Origin of the sequence: Oerskovia sp. USHLN155 (assembly GCF_037145535.1) — a bacterium.
Classification (GTDB): Bacteria; Actinomycetota; Actinomycetes; order Actinomycetales; family Cellulomonadaceae; genus Oerskovia; species Oerskovia rustica.
The window spans coordinates 187948-209842 of the sequence record NZ_JBBCXG010000008.1; the positions used below are offsets into that span (position 1 = coordinate 187948).

Genomic DNA, 21895 nt, shown 5'->3' on the forward strand with positions numbered 1-21895 from the left:
CCCCCCCCACAGACACACGGACTCGTCAGGAGACACCCCATGCGTACCCCCCATCAGCACCCAGACTCTTCCCGCCCGCCCCGCGACCGCTCCGGCCGCGCCGGCGCCTTCGACCCCTTCGGGGGCCGACCCCGTCGCCGACGCGACGACTTCCCCCAGCCCGAGGGCTTCGGACCCGACGCTGACTTCCCCGGTGGCCCGCGCGGCGGCCGCGGCGGACGACCCGACGGGGCCGGTCCTGACCGTGCCGGTCGTCCTGACGGGTCCGCCCGTCCTGACGGGCACGACCATCACGACCACCCGGGCCACCCGGGCCACCACGGCCACGACGAGCGCTTCGACGACCGCTTCGAGGGCCGCGGCCCCCGCGGGCACCGCGGCGGGCCGGGCGCCGGCCCTGGTGGCCCGGGCGCCGGCCCTGGTGGCCCGGGCGGCGGCCCGCGCGGTCGCGGACACCGCGGCCCCGGTGGCCGCGGACCGGGCGGTCGTGCCGGGCGCGGCGACATCCGCGCCGCGATCCTGCTCCTCCTCGCCGAGGAGCCCATGCACGGCTACCAGGTCATCCAGGAGATCGGCGAGCGCACCTCGGGCACGTGGCGGCCGAGCCCCGGCGCCATCTACCCCGCGCTGAGCCTGCTCGAGGACGAGGGCCTCGTGACCATCACGGCCGAGGGCGGGCGCAAGCTCGCGAGCCTCACCGACGACGGTCGCACCTACGTCACCGAGCACGCCGACGAGCTCGGCACGCCGTGGCAGGACGCCGCCGACGGCGGGGTCCGCCCGGCCCGCCAGCTCCGCGGGGCGCTCCAGCAGGTCGCCGAGGCCCTCAGGCAGGTCGCCCGGTCCGGCTCGGACGCCCAGGTGGCCCAGGCCGCCGCGCTCCTCGAGCGCGCGCGGCGCGAGCTCTACCTGATCCTCGCGGGTCCGGCGGAGACGCCGGACGCCGAGACGCCGCCGAGCCCGGAGTCCCCGGCCTCGGAGGCCTGACCCCACGGTGCCGAACATGCGGTGGGCGTCGGAATCCAGTCGGATCCCGACGCCCACCGCGTGTTCGGCGAACGCCACCCGCATGTTCGGCACCGGGGGCCGGGGGGCAGGGCCGTGCGGAGGGGGGGCTCAGCCCCGGGCCACCATCGTGTCCAGACGGTGCAGCGACAGCCGGATCATGAGGTCCAGCACGCGTGCCGCGAACGGCGCAGTCACGGCCCGGGGCAGCGGACCGGCGAGGTACACGTCCTCCCACCAGGTCACGGCGCACCGCGCGACGGGCTCGTGCGGCGTCGTGGCGGGCAGGTGGTGGCCGGCGAGGGGCACGACGACGATCCCCGCCTCCCCGAGCAGCGCCGGCCCGAGCTTCAGGTACGTCGCGCGACCCGCCTGCCCCTCGTCGCCGGGCGGCTCCCAGCGGGTGATCCGCATCCGGTCGGGGAAGCCCGGCGCTCCCTGGGGTGCGAACGGTCCCGAGACCATCGTGAACTCGGCGCCGACGCCCGGACGCCAGGCGGTCGCGGGCACCGGCGAACCCTCGGGACCGTGGAACACCCCGCGGCTGAGCGGCACCCACCGCGGGTGTGTCCGCACGTCGGCGACGAGCGCGAACGCACGCTCGGCGCTGAGCGGGAGCACGTGCGTGAGCTCGACGCGGCCGGGCGTCGACGCGCGACCCCCCTGGTCCTCAGGCGTCACGAAGTCTTCCTGGGTCGGCGCCAGCGCACCGACCGGATGCCGCGCGGCGTGCCGTCCGTCCCGGCCGAGCCTCCGGCCCGGCGAGCGGCGTCCCGTTCGGCGGCCTCGTCGACCACTCCGGGTCCCGCACCGCGCACCGGGGCGTCGACGATGCCGAGCCGGTCGGCTGGTGCGGGGACGAGCAGCGGGGGAGCGGCGCCGTCGGGCACCTCGACGACCTCCAGCACGGGCCGGAACGCCTGCGGCGGTGGACCGAAGGCCCGCCGCGACTGGCTGATCACGGTCTTGCCGAGCGCGCGGGACCCCGCGACCCCCACGACCGCGCCCACGCCGAACGGCACGAGCCGCCCGATCGCGAGGCCCCCGTGCTTGACCATCTGGGTCCGCAGGAACTTGTTCGTCAGGGCCTTGTTGACCTGCTTGAGCGTGCTCGCCGGCATGCTCGTCATGAGGACCTTGCCCCACGCCATCGCGGACCCGCCCACGGCCTTCTCGACCTGCTGCGAGCCCTTGTCCCCGAGGACCGACGCGAGGAGGAGGGCGCGGCGGCGCGCGGCGTCGTCGACCTCGAAGCCGTACACGTCCGCGACCGCGAGCGAGAACGCGGCCGATGACCCGAAGTACGTCGCGACGTCGCTCGCGGTCAGCGCGATGCCCACGCCCGTGCCGACCGCCGGGAAGGCCGCGGCCGCCCCGACCGCGCCCCCGGCCGTGCCGATGACCATGAGGTACTCGCGCTCGAGGATGCCGATGATCTGTGCGGGCGACGCGTGCGGGTTGCGGCGGCGCAGCCCGTCGACGTGCGCGTGGATGACGGACGACGGGATGGTGACGGCCTTGTCGAGCGCGGCGTCGAGCAGGGGCGTGCTGCGCAGGTCGCCCCAGTCGTCGGCCGGCGCCCCCTCGGGGGCGTCCTGGACCGCCGTCAGGTGCGAGTGCGGCTGCGGCACCGGTCGTACGCTGTCCGACGTTCCCCAGACGGCCATCTGGGTGTCGGTGTCCTTCTTCTTGCGACCCATCGGACGACTCCCTCCTGTGGCTCCTGGTGACCCCGCGACCGAGACCGCGGGATCAGGCGGCGATCACTCGCCGACCGCACCCACGACCGGGCCGAAGGTGTGCTCCACTGTCGCACCGTTCTTGACCGTTCGCCCTACGGTGCACGTGGTCTCGATCGCGCGGTCCGCGACCTTCAGGAGACGCTCGCGCGCGTCGTCCTCGAGGCCCGTCAGATCGATCTCGAAGTGCTCGGTGATGGCCGTGTAGCGGTCCTCGGCCATGTCCTTGGCGCCGTCGACGCGGATCGTCACCTCGTAGTCGTCGCCCAGGCGGCGCGCGAACGGCGCGTCGCTGCTCATGCCCGCGCACGCGGCCAGCGCGATCTTGAGGAGCTCGCCCGGGGTGAAGACGGCACCCGCGCTCGCCGGGCCGATCGACACGCTCGCGCCACGCGCGGAGAAGCCGGTGTACGTGCGGGTGCCGGTGCGCTCGACCCACAGGGCGTCCGCCGGGGACGGGGACGACGCGGGGATCTCTTCGGCTGCGGCTGTGGGGTTCGTCATGCTGTTGATCTTCCCATCCTCGGGGTGGTGCCGATCCGGGTGTTCGGACCGCAGGACACCTCGTGGTCCGGAGCGCGCTGCGGTGATCGGTTTGCCTACACTCGCAACATGCCCGCGCAGCAGCCGATTCCCACGCCCTACGAGGACCTTCTCCGGCTCGTCCTGGAGACCGGGACGCACAAGTCGGACCGCACGGGGACGGGGACGCGCAGCGTGTTCGGCCACCAGATGCGCTTCGACCTGTCGCAGGGCTTCCCGCTCGTCACGACCAAGCGCGTGCACCTGAAGTCGATCGTCTACGAGCTGCTGTGGTTCCTGCGCGGCGACTCGAACGTGCGCTGGCTCCAGGAGCACGGCGTGAAGATCTGGGACGAGTGGGCCGACGAGGACGGCGAGCTCGGCCCCGTGTACGGCGTCCAGTGGCGCTCGTGGCCCACGCCCGACGGCCAGCACGTCGACCAGGTCAGCCAGGTCCTCGAGACGCTGCGCACCAACCCGGACTCGCGCCGGATGATCGTCTCGGCGTGGAACGTGGGCGAGCTCGGGGGCATGGCGCTGCCACCCTGTCACATGATGTTCCAGTTCTACGTGGCCGACGGCAGGCTCTCGTGCCAGCTCTACCAGCGCAGCGCGGACCTGTTCCTCGGCGTCCCGTTCAACATCGCGTCGTACGCGCTGCTCACGCACATGGTCGCGGCGCAGTCCGGCCTCGAGGTCGGCGACTTCGTGTGGACGGGCGGCGACTGCCACATCTACGACAACCACGTCGAGCAGGTGCGCGAGCAGCTCAGCCGTGAGGCCTACCCGGCCCCGACGCTGCGCCTGGCCCCGCGCGACTCGCTGTTCGACTACACGTACGAGGACGTCGAGGTCGTGGGTTACCAGCACCACCCGACGATCAAGGCCCCGGTGGCCGTGTGAGCCGTCCGGTGCTCGGACTGGTCTGGGCCCAGGCGCGCGACGCCGCGGGCCGTCCCGTCATCGGGGCCCGCGGTAGGATGCCGTGGCACCTGCCCGAGGACCTCGCGCACTTCCGCCGCGTCACCACGGGCCACCCGGTCCTCATGGGCCGCGTCACGTGGGACTCGCTCCCGCCGCGCTTCCGCCCCCTGCCGGGTCGGCTCAACGTGGTCGTCACGCGCCAGGAGGACTGGCTGCCCGACGGCGCCGCCCGCCCGGGCGGGACCGGCACCGGCGTCGTGGTCGCCCCGTCCGTCGAGGAAGGGCTGGCGCGCGCGTCGGCAGCCGCCGAGGAGTCGGGCTCGGGACAGGTCTGGGTCATGGGCGGCGCGCAGGTGTACGCCGCGACCCTGCCCCTCGCGCACCGCTGCATCGTCACGGAGATCGACCTCGAGGTGGACGGCGACGCGTTCGCGCCCGCGCTCGCAGCCGGTCCGGACGGCGACTGGGCGCTCGCGGGCTCACCGGGTGGCCCCGGCGGTGCGGGGGAGGTCCTCGAGGACTGGCAGACCTCGGCCGACGGCGTCCGGTTCCGGTTCCTCACGTACGAGCGGCGGCCCTAGCCCGGTCCGACCGGCCCGCGTCCTCGCCTGCGGGTGCGCTTCCGGGCGTGCGGGTCGATCCTTGTCGTGCACCGCGACCTGCGACCCCGGAGGCCCCGCATGACGACCGAGACCACGCTCGCCGAGTCCTTCGACGGACGCCGGTTCACGTACCGCCTGCCGAGGGAGTCGAGCATCGGGCCGGGGGACTTCGTGACGATCGGCGTCACGTTCCCGGAGGCGGCCGAGCACCCCGGCGACGCCCTGGTGATGGGGCAGGTCCTGACGCGCGCGACCAAGGCGGGCGACGCCGTCGGGCACGGGCGGGTCCTCGGGGAGCTGCGCCCCGACGGCACGGTGGTCGGGTCCGGGGGCGACCCGTTCACGTCGCACGACCTCACGCCCGCCGGTGCCGGGGTGCTCGAAGCCCTCCAGGCGCGCGAGCGCGCGACCCTGCGCATCGGCGAGCTGCACCACAGCCGCGGGAACGTCGACGCCCTGCTCCAGCCGCACCGCTTCAACCGGCACACGTTCCTGTGCGGGCAGTCGGGCTCGGGCAAGACGTACGCGCTCGGGGTGCTCCTCGAACAGCTCCTCATCGACACCGACCTGCCCATGGTCATCCTCGACCCGAACTCCGACTTCGTGCGGATCGGCGAGCTGCTCGAGACCGCGTCGCCCGACGACGCCGCACGCCTGCGCGAGCTCGACGTGCGCGTCCTGCGCAACGACGGCGACCACCACCCGGTGACGGCCCGGCTCACCGCGATGGAGGCCGCGAGCCAGGCTGCGGTCCTGCAGCTCGACCCGCTGACCGACCGCGGCGAGTACAACACGTTCCTGCGGATGCTCGAGAACGCCGCAGGGCCGGGGGACCTCGCGGGCGCGGTCGGCGCGGCCGCGGCAGGTCACCGGAGCATCGCGGCCGAGGGCATGCTCAACCCGCACTCGATCCCGTCGGCGCTGCGCGCGACGGGTGAGCCCGACGCGCTGCGCCTCGCCCAGCGGGTCGAGAACCTGGGGATCCTGGACTGGGACGTGTGGGCGGGTGTCGGGCAGTCGGTCAGCGAGGTGCTCGACGAGGGGCCGCGCGCGGTCGTGGTCGACCTCGGCAGCCTGCACACGCACGAGGAGCAGCTCGCGGTCTCGCTCGCGCTGCTCGACGACCTGTGGGCGGGCCGGGCCGAGCGCAAGCCTCGCCTCGTCGTGATCGACGAGGCGCACAACGTGGTCTCGGCCGAGCCCGCGACCCAGCTCCAGCGCCTCACGACCGAGCGGGTGATCCAGATCGCCGCCGAGGGGCGGAAGTTCGGGCTGTGGCTGCTGCTCTCGACGCAGCGGCCCTCCAAGATCCACCCCAACGTGCTCTCGCAGTGCGACAACGTGATCGTCATGCGCATGAGCTCGCCTGCCGACCTGGCCGAGCTCGAGAGCGTCTACGGCTTCGCGCCGCCCGAGCTGCTCGCGGCCACGCCGTTCTTCCGTCAGGGCGAGGCGCTCGTCGCGGGAGGGTTCGTGCCAGCCCCGGCGATCATCCAGATGGGAGCGCGGCGAACGGTCGAGGGCGGCTCGGACGTGCCGGTGCCGATGCCGGGCTGACGGGTCCCCGCGTGCCCGGCAGCCGCGCGACGACCGTGAGCCCACCGCCCTCGCGCGGCTCGGCCGAGACCTGGCCGCCGTGCGCGGTCGTGACCGAGCGGACGATCGACAGTCCCAGCCCCACGCCGCCCCGCACGTAGCCGCCGCGGCGGTCGGCCACGGCGCCGTCGCGTCCGAGCCGCCGGAACGGCTCGAACAGCGCCTCGACCTCGTAGGACGGCACGACGGGGCCCGTGTTGGAGACTGCGACCTCGACCGACCCGTCCGGGCCGGGGCGCGTCGCGACGGCCACGCGGCCGCCCGCCTCGTTGTAGCGCACGGCGTTGTCGACGAGGTTCTGGACGAGGCGTTCGAGCAGGACCGCGTCGCCCTGCGTCGGGGTCGGCTCGGCGTCGAGGTGCAGGTCGACGTCGGCGTCGCGGGCCGCGCGCCCCGCGGTCGCGACGGCCTGTGCGGCGACCTCGGCGAGGTCGACGGGCTCGGGGACGAGCGGCGCCTGGTCCACGGCGGCGAGCGTCAGGAGGCCCTCGATGAGGCGCTCCTGGCGTGCGTTCACGGCGAGCAGCGTCGCGCCCAGGTGGCGCGCGTCGTCGTGCGTGCCGGGGTCGTCGAGCGCGACCTCGAGGACGGTACGGGTGATCGTCAGCGGGGTGCGCAGCTCGTGCGAGGCGTTGGACACGAAGCGTCGTTGGCCGTCGAACGCCCGGTCGAGGCGTTCGAGCATCTGGTCGAACGTGTCCGCCAGGTCCTTGAGCTCGTCGTCGGGGCCGGTGTGCGCGATGCGCTCGTGAAGGTTGTCGTCCGCGACGCGGCGGGCGGTGGCCGTGATCCGGTGCAGCGGGGCGAGGACACGCGACGACATGACCCACCCGAAGCCGACCGCGAGGACGCCGATCCCGAGCAGCGCGAGGATCGACCAGGTGAGCACGTTGCGCAGGGTCGCGTCGCGGGCCTCCTGGTTGTTGATCTCGACGACCTTGCGCAGGTCGGCGAACGTGTCGGCCCCGCTCGAGAGGGTCATCGCGGGGTCCACGGTCTCCGCGGCGTGCAGCGGGAAGGTCTGCCCCGCGACGAGCTCGGCCGTCAGCGACGGGTCGAGGGTCGAGTACGTACCGAGGTCGGCCGCCTCGACCGCGCCCACCGCGAGGCCGACCGAGTCGACCGGCTGCCGGTCGATCGCCGCCGCGAGCAGGACGTACAGGACCGCGATGAGCACCGCTCCTGCGACGACGAACGCGGCGGCGTAGACGGCCGTGAGGCGGGCCCGCAGGGTCGGGCGCAGCGCGGGGCGGGGGAGCCTCACGGGACCCGGTACCCGACGCCCGTGACGGTCTCGACGAGCGACGCGTCCTCGAGCTTGCGGCGGAGCTGCTTGATGGTGAAGCGCACGACGCCCGTGAACGGGTCGATGTTCTCGTCCCACACCTTCTCGAGCAGGTGCTCGGCCGAGACGGGCCGGCCGTCGGCTCGCAGCAGCTCCTCCAGGACGCCGAACTCCTTGCGCGACAGGTGCACGAAGCGCCCCTCCCGGTAGACCTCGTGCCGGCTCGTGTCGAGGCGCAGGCCAGAGCGTTCGAGCACGGGCGGCGCCGCAGGGCGGGCCCGGCGTCCCAGGGCCCGGACGCGGGCGCTCAGCTCGGCGAACGCGAACGGTTTGACGAGGTAGTCGTCGGCGCCGAGGTCGAGCCCGGTCACCCGGTCCAGCACGCCGCCCGACGCCGTGAGCATGAGGACGCGCGAGTCCCCGTCCGAGGCCACGATCGCCCGGCACACGTCGTCGCCGTGGACGCCGGGCAGGTCCCGGTCGAGCACGACGACGTCGTACGCGTTCACGTCGATCCGCGCCAACGCCTCGTGCCCGTCGAGCGCGACGTCGACCGCCATCGCGAGGCGACGCAGGCCCGTCGCGACGGCCTGCGCGATGAGCTCCTCGTCCTCCACCACCAGTACTCGCACACCAGGAGCATGCCGGTGGGCGCTGTGAGATCTCTGTGAGGTCGCGGCTCACGAGGGCCTCACAGGGGGTCGGGTGGACTGCTCCTGAACCCGTTCCCGACGTGAGGATCATCATGAACATCTCCCAGACCCGCCCCGGTGGCGCGGCCCGCCCCGTGGTGCGCCGGCGCTCGGCCGCCGCGGCCTTCGTCGTCGCCCTGCTCACGGTCACGCTCTCGGCCTGCGCGCCCGACGACGCCCCGGACGTCGCGAGCGCCGGCGGCGGGAAGGGCGAGACCGGCCAGACGGAGGACGAGAAGTCGTTCGACGACATGACCGACGCCGAGCGCGACGACATGGCGCGGCAGTTCGCGAGCTGCATGCGCGACAACGGCGTCGACATGCCCGACCCGGACTCCGACGGGGGGCTGTCGGTCACGTCGGGCACCGTCGAGGCGGGCAGCATGGACGAGATGGACGCGGCCTTCGACGCCTGCCGGGAGTTCATGCCGAACGGCGGGGAGCCCGTGAAGATGACCCCCGAGGACCTCGAGGCCCAGCGCGCTTTCGCCAAGTGCATGCGTGACCACGGCATGGACATGCCCGACCCCGACCCGAACGGCGGGATGACCGCGGCCGGGTCGGTGGGGGACGACATGGAGGCCTTCGAGGCCGCGCTCGAGGCCTGCAACGAGTCCGGGTCCGGCGCCGGGCTCAGCGTGCACGAGAGCGTGCCCGGAGGCGACGAGTGAGCCGCCGGAGCGCGGTGCCCGGGGCGCCGAGCCCGAAGCGCCGTCGCCGCGGGCTCGTGGTCGGCGGGGTCGTGGGCACCGTCGTGATCGGCGCGGGCGTCGTGCTGGCGCTGACGGGGTTCGGCCGCGGGAACGACCCTGCACCCGCCGCGACAGGTCCCGAGGAGACCGCGACCGTGACCCGGCAGACCCTCGTGCAGCGCTCGACCGTCAAGGGCACGCTCGGCTACGGCGAGGCCGTCGCGCGTGGGCAGCAAGGGGCCGGCGGAGCCGAGGGCGGGGGCGGGGGGACGGTGACGTGGCTGCCGGGCGTGGGCGACGTCGTCGACCGTGGGGGAGTGCTCTTCAAGGTCGACGAACGCCCGACCGTGCTCCTGCTCGGCACGCTTCCCGTGTACCGCGAGCTGGGCACGGGCACCGAGGGCGAGGACGTGCGCCAGCTCGAGGAGAACCTCAAGGCCCTGGGCTACACGGGCTTCACCGTGGACACGAAGTTCACGGAATCGACCGCCCAGGCCGTCAAGAAGTGGCAGAAGGACCGCGGGGTCGAGAAGACGGGCGCGGTCGGCCCGTCCGACGTCCTCGTGGCCGAGGGGCCGGTGCGGGTCGACGCGCTCAAGGTGCGCGTCGGCGAGGCCGCAGCCGCGGAGGTCCTCACGACGACGGGGGTCGACCGGGCGATCTCGGTCGACCTCGACGTCGCCGACCGCGACCGGGCCGTCGAGGGCGGCACCGTGACGGTCGAGCTGCCGGGAGGCGCGACGACGGAAGCGGTGGTCTCCGCCGTCGGGAGCCCTGAGGTGGTCGAGGACGAGAGCGGCATGCCCGGCGCCTCCGACAAGACCACGGTCCCCGTGACCGTGACGCTCCCCGACGGGACCGACGCCGATGCGGGCTCGGTCAAGGTCACGTTCGTCGCGGCCGAGCGCCCCGACGTCCTGACCGTGCCCGTCGCGGCCCTCCTCGCGCTCGCCGAGGGCGGGTACGGGGTCGAGGTCGTCGAGGACGGCACGACCCGGATCGTGGCCGTGGACACCGGGATGTTCGCCGACGGGAGCGTCGAGATCACGGGCGACGTGGCCGAGGGCGACGTCGTCGGGATGCCGTCGTGAGCGCGGTCTCCGTCGCGCGCGACGCCGTGGCCCACCCGGAGACCTGGGACACCGCGACGGGTGCCCGCTCGCCGGGCACCGACGGCGGTGCGGGCGGCGGGCCCGTCGTGACCCTGCACGAGGTGTCCCGCGTCTTCCCGGGCGGCGTCGCCGCGCTGCGCGACGTCCACCTGGACGTCCACCGCGGTGAGCTGCTCGCGATCGTCGGGCCGTCGGGCTCGGGGAAGTCGACCATGCTCAACGTCATCGGGACGCTCGACCGGCCCACCTCGGGCCGGGTCCTGATCGACGACTTCCTCGTCGAGGACCTCGACGACCGCGAGGTGTCCGCGCTGCGCGCGAGCCGCATCGGGTTCGTCTTCCAGCAGTTCCACCTGGCCGTCGGGGTCTCCGCCCTCGACAACGTGGCCGACGGGCTCCTGTACCGGGGGGTCGGACGGCGCGAGCGACGCCGCCGGGCCGCCGAGGCCCTCGAGCGCGTGGGCCTGGGACACCGGCTCACGCACCGTCCGCACGAGCTGTCGGGCGGTGAGAAGCAGCGCGTCGCGATCGCGCGCGCCGTCGTCGGTGACCCGCCCCTGCTGCTCGCCGACGAACCCACGGGCGCGCTCGACACGGCCGCCGGGGCCGGTGTCATGGACGTGCTGCGGGGGCTCAACGCGGCCGGGACGACCGTCGTCATCATCACGCACGACCGCGAGCTCGCAGCCTCCCTGCCCCGGCAGGTCGCGATGCGCGACGGCGAGATCGTCGCGGACGGGACCCTGCCCCCGGGCGGGGCGGGCACGGTCCTCGCGGGTGCTGCGGGTGCCGCCGCCCCCTACGCCCCGTACGCCCGGGTGGCCACGACCGACGAGGAGGCACCGTGCTGACCACGCTGCGCCCCGCGCGCCTCGGGCCGCCCGACGTCCTGCGCGTCGGCGCGACCGGGCTGCGCACCCGCCCGCTGCGGGCCGTGCTCTCGGCGCTGGGCATCGCGATCGGCATCGCGGCGATGGTCGCGGTCGTCGGGATCTCCAGCTCGTCTCGGGCCGAGCTCGACCGGACGCTCACGGCCCTCGGGACGAACCTGCTGCGTGTCGCGCCCGGGACCGACCTGTTCGGCGAGGCCGCGACCCTGCCGTCCGAGGCGGTCGACATGGTGCGCCGGATCGCGCCCGTCGAGAACGCGACGTCGGTCGCTCAGCTCGACGCCAAGGCGTACCGCTCGGACCTGGTCCCGACGGGGGAGTCGGGCGGGATCGGCGTGTACGCGGCCGACCTCGACCTGCTCGAGTCCATCGGGGGCACCGTGGCGGACGGGGCCTGGCTCTCGGAGGCGACGGCGCGGTACCCGGCCGTCGTCCTGGGGCACACCACCGCGAAGCGCCTGGGGATCACGACCCCGGACCCGGCGGTCAAGGTGTGGATCGGCGGTGAGTGGTTCACGGTCGTGGGCATCCTCGACCCCGTGCCGCTCGCCCCCGAGATGGACCTCGGGGCGCTCGTGGGCCGCGAGGCCGCGGTGACCTACCTGGACTGGGACGAGCTGCCGACCATGATCTACACGCGCACCCGCGAGGACGCCGTCGAGCAGGTCCGTGGCGTCCTCGGCGCCACGGCCAACCCGCAGGCGCCCAACGAGGTCGACGTCTCACGTCCCTCCGACGCGCTCGCGGCCCAGCAGGCCACCGACGAGGCGTTCACAGGGCTGCTCGTCGGGCTCGGGGCGGTCGCGCTGCTCGTGGGCGGGATCGGGGTCGCCAACACCATGGTCATCTCGGTCCTCGAACGACGCGCCGAGATCGGCCTGCGCCGCTCGCTGGGCGCGACCAGGGGGCAGATCCGGGGCCAGTTCCTCGTGGAGTCGTTGGTGCTCTCGCTCATGGGCGGGGCCGCCGGGGTCCTCATCGGGATCGGCATCACGGCCGGGTACGCCACGTCCCAGGAGTGGCCGGTCTCCGTCCCGCCCGTGGTCGTGGTGGGCGGGCTCGTCGCGACGCTCGGGATCGGGGCCGTCGCCGGGCTGTACCCCGCGGTGCGGGCCGCGCGGATGTCCCCCACGGAGGCGCTCACGGCGGTGTGACCAGCGGGTCGTCAGAACGAGCGTGAGCCAGAGTCCACGCTCGTTCTGACGCCCGGGGCGTCCTCCACCGTGGGACGACGGCGCGGAGCCACCCCCGACGGCGTAGCGTGCGAGCCGCCGACGCCGCACCACCGGGCGCCGTCGGCCCGAGGCGGCCCGCCCCACCCGGCCCGGCCGCCCGCACCACGACAGGGGAGACATGCGCGCGCGAGCCGACCGACACCTGACCGCGACCACGGCGGGAGCGGTGATCCTCGCCGTCGGGCTGGGGGCGTGCACTCCCGGGGTGCCCGAGGCCGCCGAGCCGCCGCGCGAGACCGCCACGGCCGAGGCGCCCCCGGCGGCCCCCGTCGAGCCCGCAGGGGCCGACGCGAACCCCTTCCTCGCGGGCGCGCCCTACGCCCACCCGGACATGCAGTCCGTGCACGCCGCCGAGGCGCTCCGGGCGAACGACCCCGACGCCGCCGCGGCGCTCGGCGTCATCAGCGAGGCGGGCGCGTCCTTGTGGGTCGGGGACTGGTTCGAGCCCGCGGAGGCCGAGGCCCTCGTGCGCGACTACGCGACCGCCGCCAACGAGGCCGGACGCACCGGCATCGTCACGGTCTACGCGATCCCGGCCCGCGACTGCGGGTCGTTCTCCGCGGGCGGCCTCACCCCCGAGGAGTACCCGGCCTTCGCCCAGGCCGTCGCCGACGGTCTGCGCGGCACACGCACCGCCGTCGTGCTCGAACCCGACGCCCTGCCCGACCTCGGCGCGTGCCCCGAGCAGGGCGACCGAGCCGGGCTCCTGCGGCAGGCGACCACGGCGCTCGCGGACGCGGGCGCGAGCGTCTATCTCGATGCGGGGAACTCGGCGTGGCTCGACGCCCCGACCATGGCCGACCGGCTGCGGCAGGCCGGGATCGACGACGCGCGCGGCTTCGCGACCAACGTCTCGAACTTCCGCAGCACGGCCGACGAGCGCGCCTACGCCGACCGGCTCGCCGCGCTCCTCGGCACGCGCTACGTCATCGACACGTCGCGCAACGGGCTCGGGCCCCTCGGCGACGGGCCGCTCGACTGGTGCAACCCCGCCGGGCGGGCGCTCGGCGAGAAGCCCGGCGCGGTCGACGACGGCAGCGCCCTCGACGCGTTCCTCTGGGTCAAGGTCCCCGGGGAGTCCGACGGCGAGTGCGACCGCGGCGACCCGGCCGCCGGTCAGTTCTGGCCCGAGTACGCGATCGGGCTCGTGGAGCGCGCGGGTTGGGACACTGCCGGGCCGGGACGCTAGGCTGTCGGGCGTCCCACCGGGCCCGGTCCGCCGTGATCGCGCCCACGCGCCTGTAGCTCAGGGGATAGAGCACCGCTCTCCTAAAGCGGGTGTCGCCAGTTCGAATCTGGCCAGGCGCACCACCCCGTCCCGCAGCTTCAGGTCGGGGCCATCCCGCCTCACCTCTCCTCGCGCCGCTCGACCGGCACCTCCGGCGCCCGGCCCCGCGCCGCCAGCACCCGGTCCGCGAACTCCTCGACCGCCGTGACGACGGCGTCGAACCGCACCGAGTGGAACAGGTCGAACCCGTGCTGCGCCCCGGGCAGCTCGGCGTACACGACCGGGCTCGTCGAGACCTCGCGCAGGTCCGCCACGAACTGTCGTGCCCCCTCGACCGGGACCAGGGTGTCCTGATCCCCGTGCACCACGAGGAACGGGGGAGCGGCGGGGTGCAGGTAGGCATCCGGCGCCGACTCCACCTCGCGGTCGCGGCCGCTCCCGTAGTACTCGCCGAAGTAGCCGTAGAGGCACACGGCCCCGGCCACGGAGGTGTCGGCGTCCTCGAAGCCGGGCTGGAACCGCGGGTTGCGGGGAGTGAGGGCCGCGAGCGACGCCAGGTGCGCGCCCGCTGAGCTGCCCGCGACGAGCACGCGGCTCGAGTCGGCGCCGTACGCTGCGCCGTGCTCCCGGACCCAGGCCAGCACCCGCTTGGCGTCGACCAGATGGCCGGGGAAGTTCGTCGTCGGGCGCAGGCCGTAGTTCGCGCTCACGCACACCCACCCGCGGCTCGCGAGCCGCGAGAGCATCGCGCGGGCCTCGAGCTCCTTGCGCCCGCTCACGTAGCCGCCGCCGTGGAAGTAGACGAGGGTCGGCCCGTCGGCCGGGCGCACCCGGGGGCGGTACACGTCGAGCCGGTGCTCGCGGCCCCGTGAGTCATGGCTGGCGGCGCCGCCCCCGTCGCCCCCGACCCCGTTGTCGCCGACACCGCCGTAGGGCAGGTCGGCCAGGCGCTCGACGTCGCGTCGCCGCACCGCGAACGGGGCCAGGAGGATCCGTGCCCAGGGCAGTCCCTGGTTCGTGACGGTGCCCGGTCCTGCGCGCAGACCGTCGACCAGGGCGTGGTCGAGCGCGGGCGCTGCCCGTAGGCCGCGTCGGGCGACCAGGACAAGACCGAGGGAGGTCAGCACGGCCAGGACGAGTGCCACGCGCCCTCCGGTCGTCTCGACGTCTCCGTCGGCGAGCGCGAGCGCCGTGATCGCGCCCAGGACGAGCAGCAGGGCGAACGGCTGCTCGTTGACGAGGACGCTCATCCGGAAGGAGAGACGGCCCAGCCGCGGGGGTCGGCGGGCCGGGCTGAGCGAGGCAGACGTGCAGCACGCGACGAGCAGCACGGGGACCAGATACCCGATCGGCATGGCGGCTCCTTCGCGGCCGGTGGGCGCGTCGCGCCCCTGGTCCCGGTCTACACCGGGGCGCGCGGAGGTGCGCGTCGGGCAGGCCGGTCTGGCCGGGGGTGCGGTGGGTTCCGCACGGCGGTCGAAAGGCGTGCGAGGCAGGAGTGAAAGTCCCGTCGCGGGCTCGGGGGAGGCCTGAGAATGCCGAGTTCACGACGAGCGCCGCACCCGGCGTGCAAGTAGTTGAAAACCGTACTGAATTCTCGGAGGGGTGGCCCTGAGCTCGGGCGGCCGACAGGGGATCGGGCGTCGGACGGTTTCGTCGACCGTGATTTCCTGTCGGCGATTGCCTGAACGGCATCACCCCGGGGAGTGGACGGAGGTCGCCGTGCCTCCGGCACCCGCCGCGAGGCGAGAGGCCTGGCGAGGCGACCGGCCAGCCCGGGCGACGGACCGGCACGACGTGAGAAGGGTGAGGGCCCGGACGGGCGTCGAAATACCTGTGACGTCGATTCACGATCGCTCCCCGGAGTGCGGGCGACATGACCCCATGAACGATCGGGACGTCTTTGAGAAGAAGAGGCGCCACGCATTTCGCGCACGTCGCCAGGAGGCCTTTCCGGTATCCCGCCGCAATAGCCCGTACGTGCGCACCGCCCATCTGTTCCCGGCATTCGCCAACCCTTCGTCCATCTGCTGATCGCGACCCGTCCGCGAGACGCCCCACCGGCGGGTCCAGCCTCGTCGCCACCTCTAGGCTGGAAGGGCTTCCGGGGATGGCCGGGGGCCACCGCCGGAAGGGCATCACGCATGAGCGACGTTCTGCACGACGACCACAGGACCGACCCGTCGAGCGTCAAGGGGTTCCGGCACAGCAGGCAGTGGGTGTTCGGCACCATGCTGTTCTCCGCGCTGGTCAGCCTCACGGCCTCGTTCGTCCTGTCCTACGACGCGGTCCTGCTCGCGGCGAACCCTGCGGCCGAGCTCTCGTGCAACGTCAACGAGGTCCTGTCCTGCGGCGCCGTCGGGGTCGCGTGGCAGTCGTCGCTCTTCGGCTTCCCCAACGCCTTCCTGGGGCTGATCGCGGAACCGGTGGTCATCACGATCGCGGTCGCGAGCCTCGGCGGGGTGCGGTTCCCGCGCTGGTTCATGTTCTCCGCACAGGTCGTCTACACGCTGGGCCTGATCTTCGCCTACTGGCTCTTCTACCAGTCGATGTTCGTGATCGGCGCACTGTGCCCCTGGTGCCTGCTCGTCACGCTCTCGACGACGCTCGTCTTCATGACGCTGCTGCACTGGAACATCATCGAGGACAACCTGTACCTGCCGGCCCGGGCGCAGGAGCGGGCGCTGTCGTTCGTCCGCTCGGACGCGGACGTGTTCCTGACGGCGACGTGGGTCGTCCTGATGATCGCGGGCGTCCTGCTCAAGCACGGGTCCAAGCTCTTCGGCTGACCACGGCGCCCGGCCGGGCGCGGGGTGTCCTCCCTGCCCGACGGCGCCGCTCACCTCATGGCCACGCCTCGCCCGAGGCGTGGCCGTGCTGCGTCGGGGCGACGGAGCGGGAGCGGGGGCACACAACGCCGAGCGGACGTCCACGAACAATCCGACACATCGAACTGGACGCTCGTCCATCTCCGTGCCGACGAACTCGTGGACACATTTGACGAACGCGCGAAGACCTTGCACAATCATCTCTGACGGTGCGTATCGCCTGCCCCCTGCGCGGTGCGCACCGTCCTCACTCTTCTCGGCCTTCCCCGCAGCGCGACGGTGCGCTCCGGACGTCCAGGTGCCGAACCCCTCCCTCAGTAGTCGCCGGCGTGCAGACGTCGCCCTCCGTGACCCACCCGAAGTCGCCGCCCCCGGCGTGCCGGTGCCGGTTCCGGTCGACCGGGCGGTTAGCGTGCGAGAGTGAACGCAGCCGCCCGCAACCCATCAGCCCGCGAGACCGTGGCCGATCCCGCCCGGCCGCTCACCGACCAGGACGCGCACGACAGCGCCGTCCGAGGTGCGGCCTCGGCCACCGAGGGATCCACGACGCTCGCAAGGCCGACCCTCGTCGAGCCGCCGACCACGGCCGACCTCGTCGAGGACGCCGTCCGGTCCTGGCGTGCCTCGCTCGTCGAGCTCGCGGGCGGGTCGTCGCTCGCCGACATCGGTCTGCTGGGCGACGCGGTCGTCGACCTCACCGCAGCCCACCCCTCGGGCGTGGCGCAGCTCTTCGCCGGGCGCCCGACGCGACTGTCCAACCTGTTCCGCGAGGGGGCCTCCCTGCCCGCCGCGCGGCGCCGGGCACGCGCCGTGGTCGTCCGCTCGCAGGAGCACGCCCAGCGCTACGGGGTCGCGCCGACCTACCTCGCGATCGGCGTCACCACCTGGACCGAGGGCGAGCCCTCCCGCCTCCCGACCGACGACGTCGCCGCCCTCGCGCACGTCGCCGGGACCACGTACAGCCGGACCATCGACGGTGCCACGGGCCTGCCCGCGGGCCCCGCCGCGGGGGACCCCGGCGACCCGCCGCAGACCGCGACGACCCCGCCCACGGCGGGTGGCGCCGTCGGGCAGGGAGAAGGGCCCGCGCGCGACGGCGCCGAAGGCACGGACGCCGAGCCCGCCCTGCCGCGAACCGTGCGTGCCCCCGTCCTGCTGCGGCCCCTCACGCTCACCCCGCGCGGTGACAGCGAGACCGACTACGACCTCACGCTCGAGCCGACCGTGGAGATCAACCCCGTCCTTGCGCGCACGCTGCGCGCCCACGGCGGGTTGATCGACCCCGTGACGCTCGCGCGCAGCGCCTTCACCCCCGCGGGATTCGACCCCTCGGACGCCCTGGCCCGCATCACGGCCGTGGGCAAGGCGGTGCTGGGCGACTTCGAGCTCGCGCAGCGGGTCCTCGTCGGGACGTTCGTCCACCCCGGCCAGGTCCTCGTCGACGACCTCGACGAGCTCGCCTCGGGCCTCGAACGGCACGAGGTCGTCGCAGCCCTCGCCGGCTCCGAGGAGGCTGCGACCGCGCTCGCGCGCGACCTCCCGGCCCCGCGCGTCGGCGACGCCGACCCGACCCAGGAACGGGGCGTGGGCGACCTCGACCCCGCGCAGCGCCACGTCATCGACGCGCTCGCGACCGGCAGCCACCTGTTCGTCGACGCGCCCCCGGGCGCCGACACCGCAGGGACCATCGCCGCCGTCGTCGCCGAGGCCGCGGCGAGCGGCCGCAGCATCCTCTACGTCCCGGGCCACCGGCGCTCCGCGGAGACGCTCTCGACCCGCCTCACCGCGCTCGGGCTCGACGGGCTGCTGCTCGACATCGCCCCCGAACCCACGTGGCGGACCACGGCCTCCCACCGTCTGCTCGGGGCCATGGCCGCCGAGGCGGAGACCGCCGACACCGACTCCGTCGCGCGGGTCCGCGACGGACTCCTGGGTGCGCGCGCACAGCTCTCGGGCTACATCGAGTCCCTGCACCTGGTCCGCGAGCCCTGGGGCGTGTCCGCCTACGCGGCCCTGCAGGCCCTCGCCCGGCTCACCGCGCAGCGCCCGGCCCCCGGCACGACCGTCCGCCTGGGACCCGACGTCACGATCCGCATCGGCGCCGAGCGCCGGGCCGAGCTCTCGGCCCGCCTCGTGCGCGCTGCCGAGGTCGGGGCCTTCACGCTCCGCTCGACGTCGACGCCCTGGTTCGGCGCGGACATCACGAGCGCCGAGAACGCGCAGGACGCCCTGGTCCGGGTCGAACGGCTCTCCGGGCACACGCTGCCGCAGCTCCGTGACCAGGTCGCCTCCGTCGCGACGACCACGGGCCTCACCCCCGCCACGACCGTCCGGCAGTGGGGCGACCAGCTCCGCATGCTCGGCGGCATGCGCGGCACCCTCGACGCGTTCCAGCCCATGATCTTCGAGCGCACCGCGACCGACCTCGTCGAGGCGACCGGCACGCGCGAGTGGCGGGCCGCGAACGGCATCGACATGGGCTGGGCCCACCGCCGACGCCTGCGCCGACAGGCCAAGGACATGCTCCGGCCCGGCGTCCGGGTTCCCGACCTGCACGCAGCCCTCATCGAGGTCCAGGCGCAGCGCGCCGTCTGGCAGGCGCAGTGCCCGCGCGGCGGGTGGCCCACCCTCCCCGAGGGGCTCGCCGCGATCGAGGACACCTACGAGGCCGTCAGGATCGACCTCGAGTACCTCGACCCGGTCCTCGCCACGACCCCCGTCGGGTCGGACCTCCTCGACCTGCCGATCAGCGAGCTGGCGGCGCGTCTCGCAGCCCTCGGCGAGGACCAGGAGGCGCTCGAGAACCTGCCTGCGCGGACGTCCGCGCTGCGGACGCTGCGCGACGACGGCCTCGGCGACCTGCTCGACGACCTCTCGGCTCGCCGTGTCGAGCCCGAGCTCGTGGGCCCCGAGCTCGACCTCGCCTGGTGGAGCTCGGTCTTCGAGCAGATCCTCGCGCAGGACCCGGCGCTCGCCGGGCAGGACGGGGCCGGTCTCGAAGCACTGGCCGGTCGGTTCCGCGACCTCGACCGCACGCACGTCGCAGCGCTGTCCGCGCCCGTGCGGCTCGCCGTGCGCGAGCACCTCGGCGCGGCGATGCGCGACCACCGCACCGAGGCCGAGGCGCTGTTCACCGAGCTCCTCGAGGGGCGGATGACGAGCCTGCGCGACGCCCACGAGCGCTACCCCGAGGTGCTGCGCCGCCTGCGGCCGTGCGTCGTCGCGTCCCCGACCCTCGTGCCGCACCTGTTCACCCCGACCCGCACCGTCGACCTCGTGATCCTCGACGCCGCGCAGCACATCCCGGTCGAGCTGGTCCTGTCCTCGATCGCGCGCGGTCGTCAGGTCGTCGTGTTCGGCGACCCGCGGGCCGCCTCGGGCTCGACCGTGGGCGAGCTCGCCGCGATCCTGCCGACGGTCGCCCTGTCCGCAGGCGGCACGCGTCGTGACCCGTACCTCACGGCCTTCCTCGCCGCGCACGGCTACGAGGGCGTCCTACGGCCCAGCCCGCTGCCCCGCGCGGAGCCGCTCGTCCACCTCGACCTGGTCGACGGCGCGGGCATGCCGGACCCGGCGTCGGGCGCGGTCGAGAGCACGCAGGCCGAGGTCGACCGCGTCGTGGAGATCGCGATCGAGCACGCCATGACACGACCCGAGGAGTCGCTCGCGATCGTCACCGTGAGCTCCGTGCACGCCGACCGGATCCGGGACGCGCTCCTCGGCGAGGTCCGGCAGAACCCGGCCCTGGCCGTCTTCTTCTCGGGCGCCCGGGCAGAGCCCGTGGTGGTCGCCGAGGTCTCGGGCGTCGCCGGACTCAGCCGGGACACGATCGTCCTGTCGATCGGCTACGGCCGGACCCCGCACGGGCGGGTGCTCCACCGCTTCGGCGTGCTCAACGCGCCGGGCGGCGACGCGATGCTCCTCGACACCCTGGGCTCGACGCGCCGCCGTCTGCACGTCGTCACGTGCTTCACGGCGTCCGACCTCGACCCCGAGCGTCTGCGCGGGCACGGGGCCAAGCTCCTCGCGGAGGTGCTCGACCTCGCGGAGCAGCGCAACGGTCGTGCCGACCAGGTCACCCTGGGCAACGGCGTGGACGTGGGCGGGAACCCCGACCGGCTCGTGATCGACCTCGCCGAGCGCCTGTGGCGCGCGGGGCTCGTGGTCGAGACCGACTACGGCGTGGTCGGCGGAGACCGGATCCCGCTGGTCGTCGGGCACCCCGACATCCCGGGCGAGCTCCTGGTCGCGGTCCTGACCGACGACGACGCCTACGTCGCCGAACGCAGCGTGCGCGTGCGTGACCGCCAGCTCGCCGAGCGGCTCGAGCGCACGGGCTGGGTCGTCGCGCAGGTGTGGTCCGCCGCGGCGTTCCTCGACCCCGCGAAGGAGGCCGAGCGCATCCGTCGGGTGGTCCAGGCCGTGCGCGACGCGCGGCTGCCCGAGCTCGGGGGGATCGCGCAGACGGGTGGCAGCGACCGCATCGTCGTCGTGCCCGTGGTCGCGGACGACGAGTTCGGTACGGACTGACGGGTCAGCCGCGGAGCCGGGAGCTCGTCGGGGACGCTGAGACAATGGGATCGTGACCCCCGTCGACAGCGCCCCCTCCGACGACCCTGCTCAGGTCGACCCGACACCGCGACCCGCGACCGCCGGGCCGGCGCGTCGCCGGTCTCGTCGCGTCGTGCGACCTGGGACCGAGCAGGCGGGGGTCGCGGGCCTGGGGTCCGACGACGACGCCGCAACCTGGGGCGACGTCCGTCCGGGGGCGTCGACCGACAGCCACGACGCCGAGCTGTTGCGCGACGTGCCGCCGCACTGGTCCTGAGGGACCGGCGGGGCGGGGCGTCCACGCAACCGTCGACGATCGTCGGCGATCACCGGAACGACGCCCCGCCCCTGGGGCCGGACGGCGCTACCCGGGCGCTGTGACCAGGGTGGCCGGGGCAGCGTCTCGCGCCGTCGCGGACCCGTCGTCGGTGAGCAGGACGGAGACCCCGCCCCGCTCCCGGGAAGCGAAGGGGTCAGCGTTCGCCCGGACCGCCGAAGTCCGCGGACCGAGCGTTCTGCGCTGCGAGCAGGTCGCGGATCTCCTGGAGGACCAGGACGTCCTCGGCCGGGGCCGCGGGGGCGGCCTCCTCGCCCTTCTTGCGCCGGGCCGCGAGGTGGTTCATCGGCATGACGATGACGAAGTAGAGCGCGGCGGCCACGCACAGGAACTTGAAGAGCGCGTCGAGGATGAGGCCGAAGCTGAACACCGCCCCGTTGATGGTGAAGTTCCCGACGCCGGTGAGGTCGGGCTCGCTGAAGATCGCCGCGACGAGAGGGCTGATCAGGCCGTTGACGATCGAGGTCACGACGAGCGTGAACGCACCACCGATCACGACACCGACCGCCAGGTCGATCGCGTTGCCGCGGAGCACGAAGTTCTTGAAGCCGTCGAACACGTTCTTCATACGAGGTTCCTTTCGAGAGGGTGCGGACGGGGCGCGCGCGGCGTTCGGCGGTGCCCGTCGCACGAGCGAGGTCCGGACGCGATCCTTCC

At 74.1% G+C, this 21895-nt stretch carries 19 protein-coding genes and 1 tRNA gene; 13 read left to right on the plus strand and 7 right to left on the minus strand.

The genetic code is table 11. The annotated features are described in order from the left end of the window. Positions 1 to 39: 39 nt before the first annotated feature. Positions 40 to 987: a PadR family transcriptional regulator gene (locus tag WFH32_RS13250; protein ID WP_336707819.1), complete on the plus strand. Its 948-nt coding sequence runs from the start codon at positions 40 to 42 to the stop codon at positions 985 to 987. 129 nt (positions 988 to 1116) lie between these two features. On the opposite strand, the gene WFH32_RS13255 is transcribed toward WFH32_RS13250, so the two are convergent. From WFH32_RS13255 to WFH32_RS13265, 3 genes are all read right to left on the minus strand, one after another. Continuing rightward, positions 1117 to 1686: an SRPBCC family protein gene (locus WFH32_RS13255; RefSeq protein ID WP_336707820.1), complete on the minus strand. Its 570-nt coding sequence runs from the start codon at positions 1684 to 1686 to the stop codon at positions 1117 to 1119. Continuing rightward, a complete protein-coding gene (locus WFH32_RS13260; RefSeq protein WP_336707821.1) occupies positions 1683 to 2705 on the minus strand; it encodes a hypothetical protein in 1023 nt (340 codons plus the stop codon). The genes WFH32_RS13255 and WFH32_RS13260 overlap by 4 nt, the downstream gene beginning before the upstream one ends. Before the next feature lie 63 nt (positions 2706 to 2768). Beyond that, complete coding sequence (locus WFH32_RS13265) at positions 2769 to 3248, minus strand: OsmC family protein (protein ID WP_191794970.1); 480 nt, start codon at positions 3246 to 3248, stop codon at positions 2769 to 2771. 108 nt (positions 3249 to 3356) lie between these two features. Here WFH32_RS13265 and WFH32_RS13270 point away from each other — a divergent pair, with 108 nt between their 5' ends. The 3 genes from WFH32_RS13270 (at position 3357) to WFH32_RS13280 (ending at position 6349) form a co-directional block, all read left to right on the plus strand. Then, positions 3357 to 4169: a thymidylate synthase gene (locus WFH32_RS13270; RefSeq protein WP_191794971.1), complete on the plus strand. Its 813-nt coding sequence runs from the start codon at positions 3357 to 3359 to the stop codon at positions 4167 to 4169. Then, the gene (locus WFH32_RS13275; protein ID WP_336707822.1) at positions 4166 to 4771 is read left to right on the plus strand and encodes a dihydrofolate reductase; all 606 of its coding nucleotides are present in this window, start codon (positions 4166 to 4168) and stop codon (positions 4769 to 4771) included. The genes WFH32_RS13270 and WFH32_RS13275 overlap by 4 nt, the downstream gene beginning before the upstream one ends. Before the next feature lie 99 nt (positions 4772 to 4870). Next, entirely contained in the window at positions 4871 to 6349 is a 1479-nt protein-coding gene (locus WFH32_RS13280) for an ATP-binding protein (protein ID WP_336707823.1), read from the plus strand. Here WFH32_RS13280 and WFH32_RS13285 read toward each other — a convergent pair. Both WFH32_RS13285 and WFH32_RS13290 read right to left on the minus strand, forming a co-directional pair. Next, positions 6282 to 7652 (minus strand): sensor histidine kinase, encoded by a 1371-nt coding sequence (locus WFH32_RS13285; protein WP_336707824.1) that lies wholly within the window; start codon positions 7650 to 7652, stop codon positions 6282 to 6284. The two genes, WFH32_RS13280 and WFH32_RS13285, sit on opposite strands and share 68 nt — an antisense overlap. Then, entirely contained in the window at positions 7649 to 8305 is a 657-nt protein-coding gene (locus tag WFH32_RS13290) for a response regulator transcription factor (protein ID WP_138823018.1), read from the minus strand. Before WFH32_RS13290 ends, WFH32_RS13285 begins: the two co-directional genes overlap by 4 nt. Before the next feature lie 113 nt (positions 8306 to 8418). On the opposite strand from WFH32_RS13290, the gene WFH32_RS13295 reads away from it, so the two are divergent. The 6 genes from WFH32_RS13295 to WFH32_RS13320 all read left to right on the plus strand — a co-directional run bounded on the left by WFH32_RS13295 (position 8419) and on the right by WFH32_RS13320 (position 13605). Then, on the plus strand, positions 8419 to 9036 hold the full coding sequence (locus tag WFH32_RS13295) for a hypothetical protein (protein WP_336707825.1): 618 nt from the start codon (positions 8419 to 8421) through the stop codon (positions 9034 to 9036). Next, complete coding sequence (locus WFH32_RS13300) at positions 9033 to 10148, plus strand: peptidoglycan-binding protein (protein ID WP_336707827.1); 1116 nt, start codon at positions 9033 to 9035, stop codon at positions 10146 to 10148. Before WFH32_RS13295 ends, WFH32_RS13300 begins: the two co-directional genes overlap by 4 nt. After that, complete coding sequence (locus tag WFH32_RS13305) at positions 10145 to 11020, plus strand: ABC transporter ATP-binding protein (RefSeq protein ID WP_442946339.1); 876 nt, start codon at positions 10145 to 10147, stop codon at positions 11018 to 11020. Before WFH32_RS13300 ends, WFH32_RS13305 begins: the two co-directional genes overlap by 4 nt. After that, on the plus strand, positions 11014 to 12213 hold the full coding sequence (locus WFH32_RS13310) for an ABC transporter permease (protein ID WP_318243969.1): 1200 nt from the start codon (positions 11014 to 11016) through the stop codon (positions 12211 to 12213). Before WFH32_RS13305 ends, WFH32_RS13310 begins: the two co-directional genes overlap by 7 nt. 199 nt (positions 12214 to 12412) lie before the next feature. Then, positions 12413 to 13483: a glycoside hydrolase family 6 protein gene (locus WFH32_RS13315; RefSeq protein ID WP_336707829.1), complete on the plus strand. Its 1071-nt coding sequence runs from the start codon at positions 12413 to 12415 to the stop codon at positions 13481 to 13483. Positions 13484 to 13529: 46 nt separating this feature from the next. Next, positions 13530 to 13605, plus strand: a tRNA-Arg gene (locus WFH32_RS13320). A 36-nt stretch (positions 13606 to 13641) separates the two neighbouring features. Here the strand turns inward: WFH32_RS13320 and WFH32_RS13325 are convergent. Beyond that, positions 13642 to 14877 carry an alpha/beta hydrolase gene (locus WFH32_RS13325; protein WP_336707831.1) on the minus strand — a complete coding sequence of 412 codons (1236 nt, stop codon included), beginning with the start codon at positions 14875 to 14877 and terminating at the stop codon, positions 13642 to 13644. 789 nt (positions 14878 to 15666) lie between these two features. Here WFH32_RS13325 and WFH32_RS13330 point away from each other — a divergent pair. The 3 genes from WFH32_RS13330 (at position 15667) to WFH32_RS13340 (ending at position 21178) form a co-directional block, all read left to right on the plus strand. After that, entirely contained in the window at positions 15667 to 16311 is a 645-nt protein-coding gene (locus WFH32_RS13330; RefSeq protein WP_191794976.1) for a vitamin K epoxide reductase family protein, read from the plus strand. Positions 16312 to 16770: 459 nt separating this feature from the next. Then, the gene (locus tag WFH32_RS13335) at positions 16771 to 20880 is read left to right on the plus strand and encodes a hypothetical protein (RefSeq protein ID WP_336707832.1); all 4110 of its coding nucleotides are present in this window, start codon (positions 16771 to 16773) and stop codon (positions 20878 to 20880) included. A 52-nt stretch (positions 20881 to 20932) separates the two neighbouring features. Further along, positions 20933 to 21178, plus strand: coding sequence for a hypothetical protein (locus tag WFH32_RS13340; protein ID WP_191794977.1), 246 nt, complete (start codon positions 20933 to 20935; stop codon positions 21176 to 21178). Between the two features lie 196 nt (positions 21179 to 21374). Here WFH32_RS13340 and mscL read toward each other — a convergent pair whose 3' ends face one another. Continuing rightward, positions 21375 to 21806: a large conductance mechanosensitive channel protein MscL gene (gene mscL, locus WFH32_RS13345; protein WP_191794978.1), complete on the minus strand. Its 432-nt coding sequence runs from the start codon at positions 21804 to 21806 to the stop codon at positions 21375 to 21377. Between the last annotated feature and the right edge of the window lie 89 nt (positions 21807 to 21895).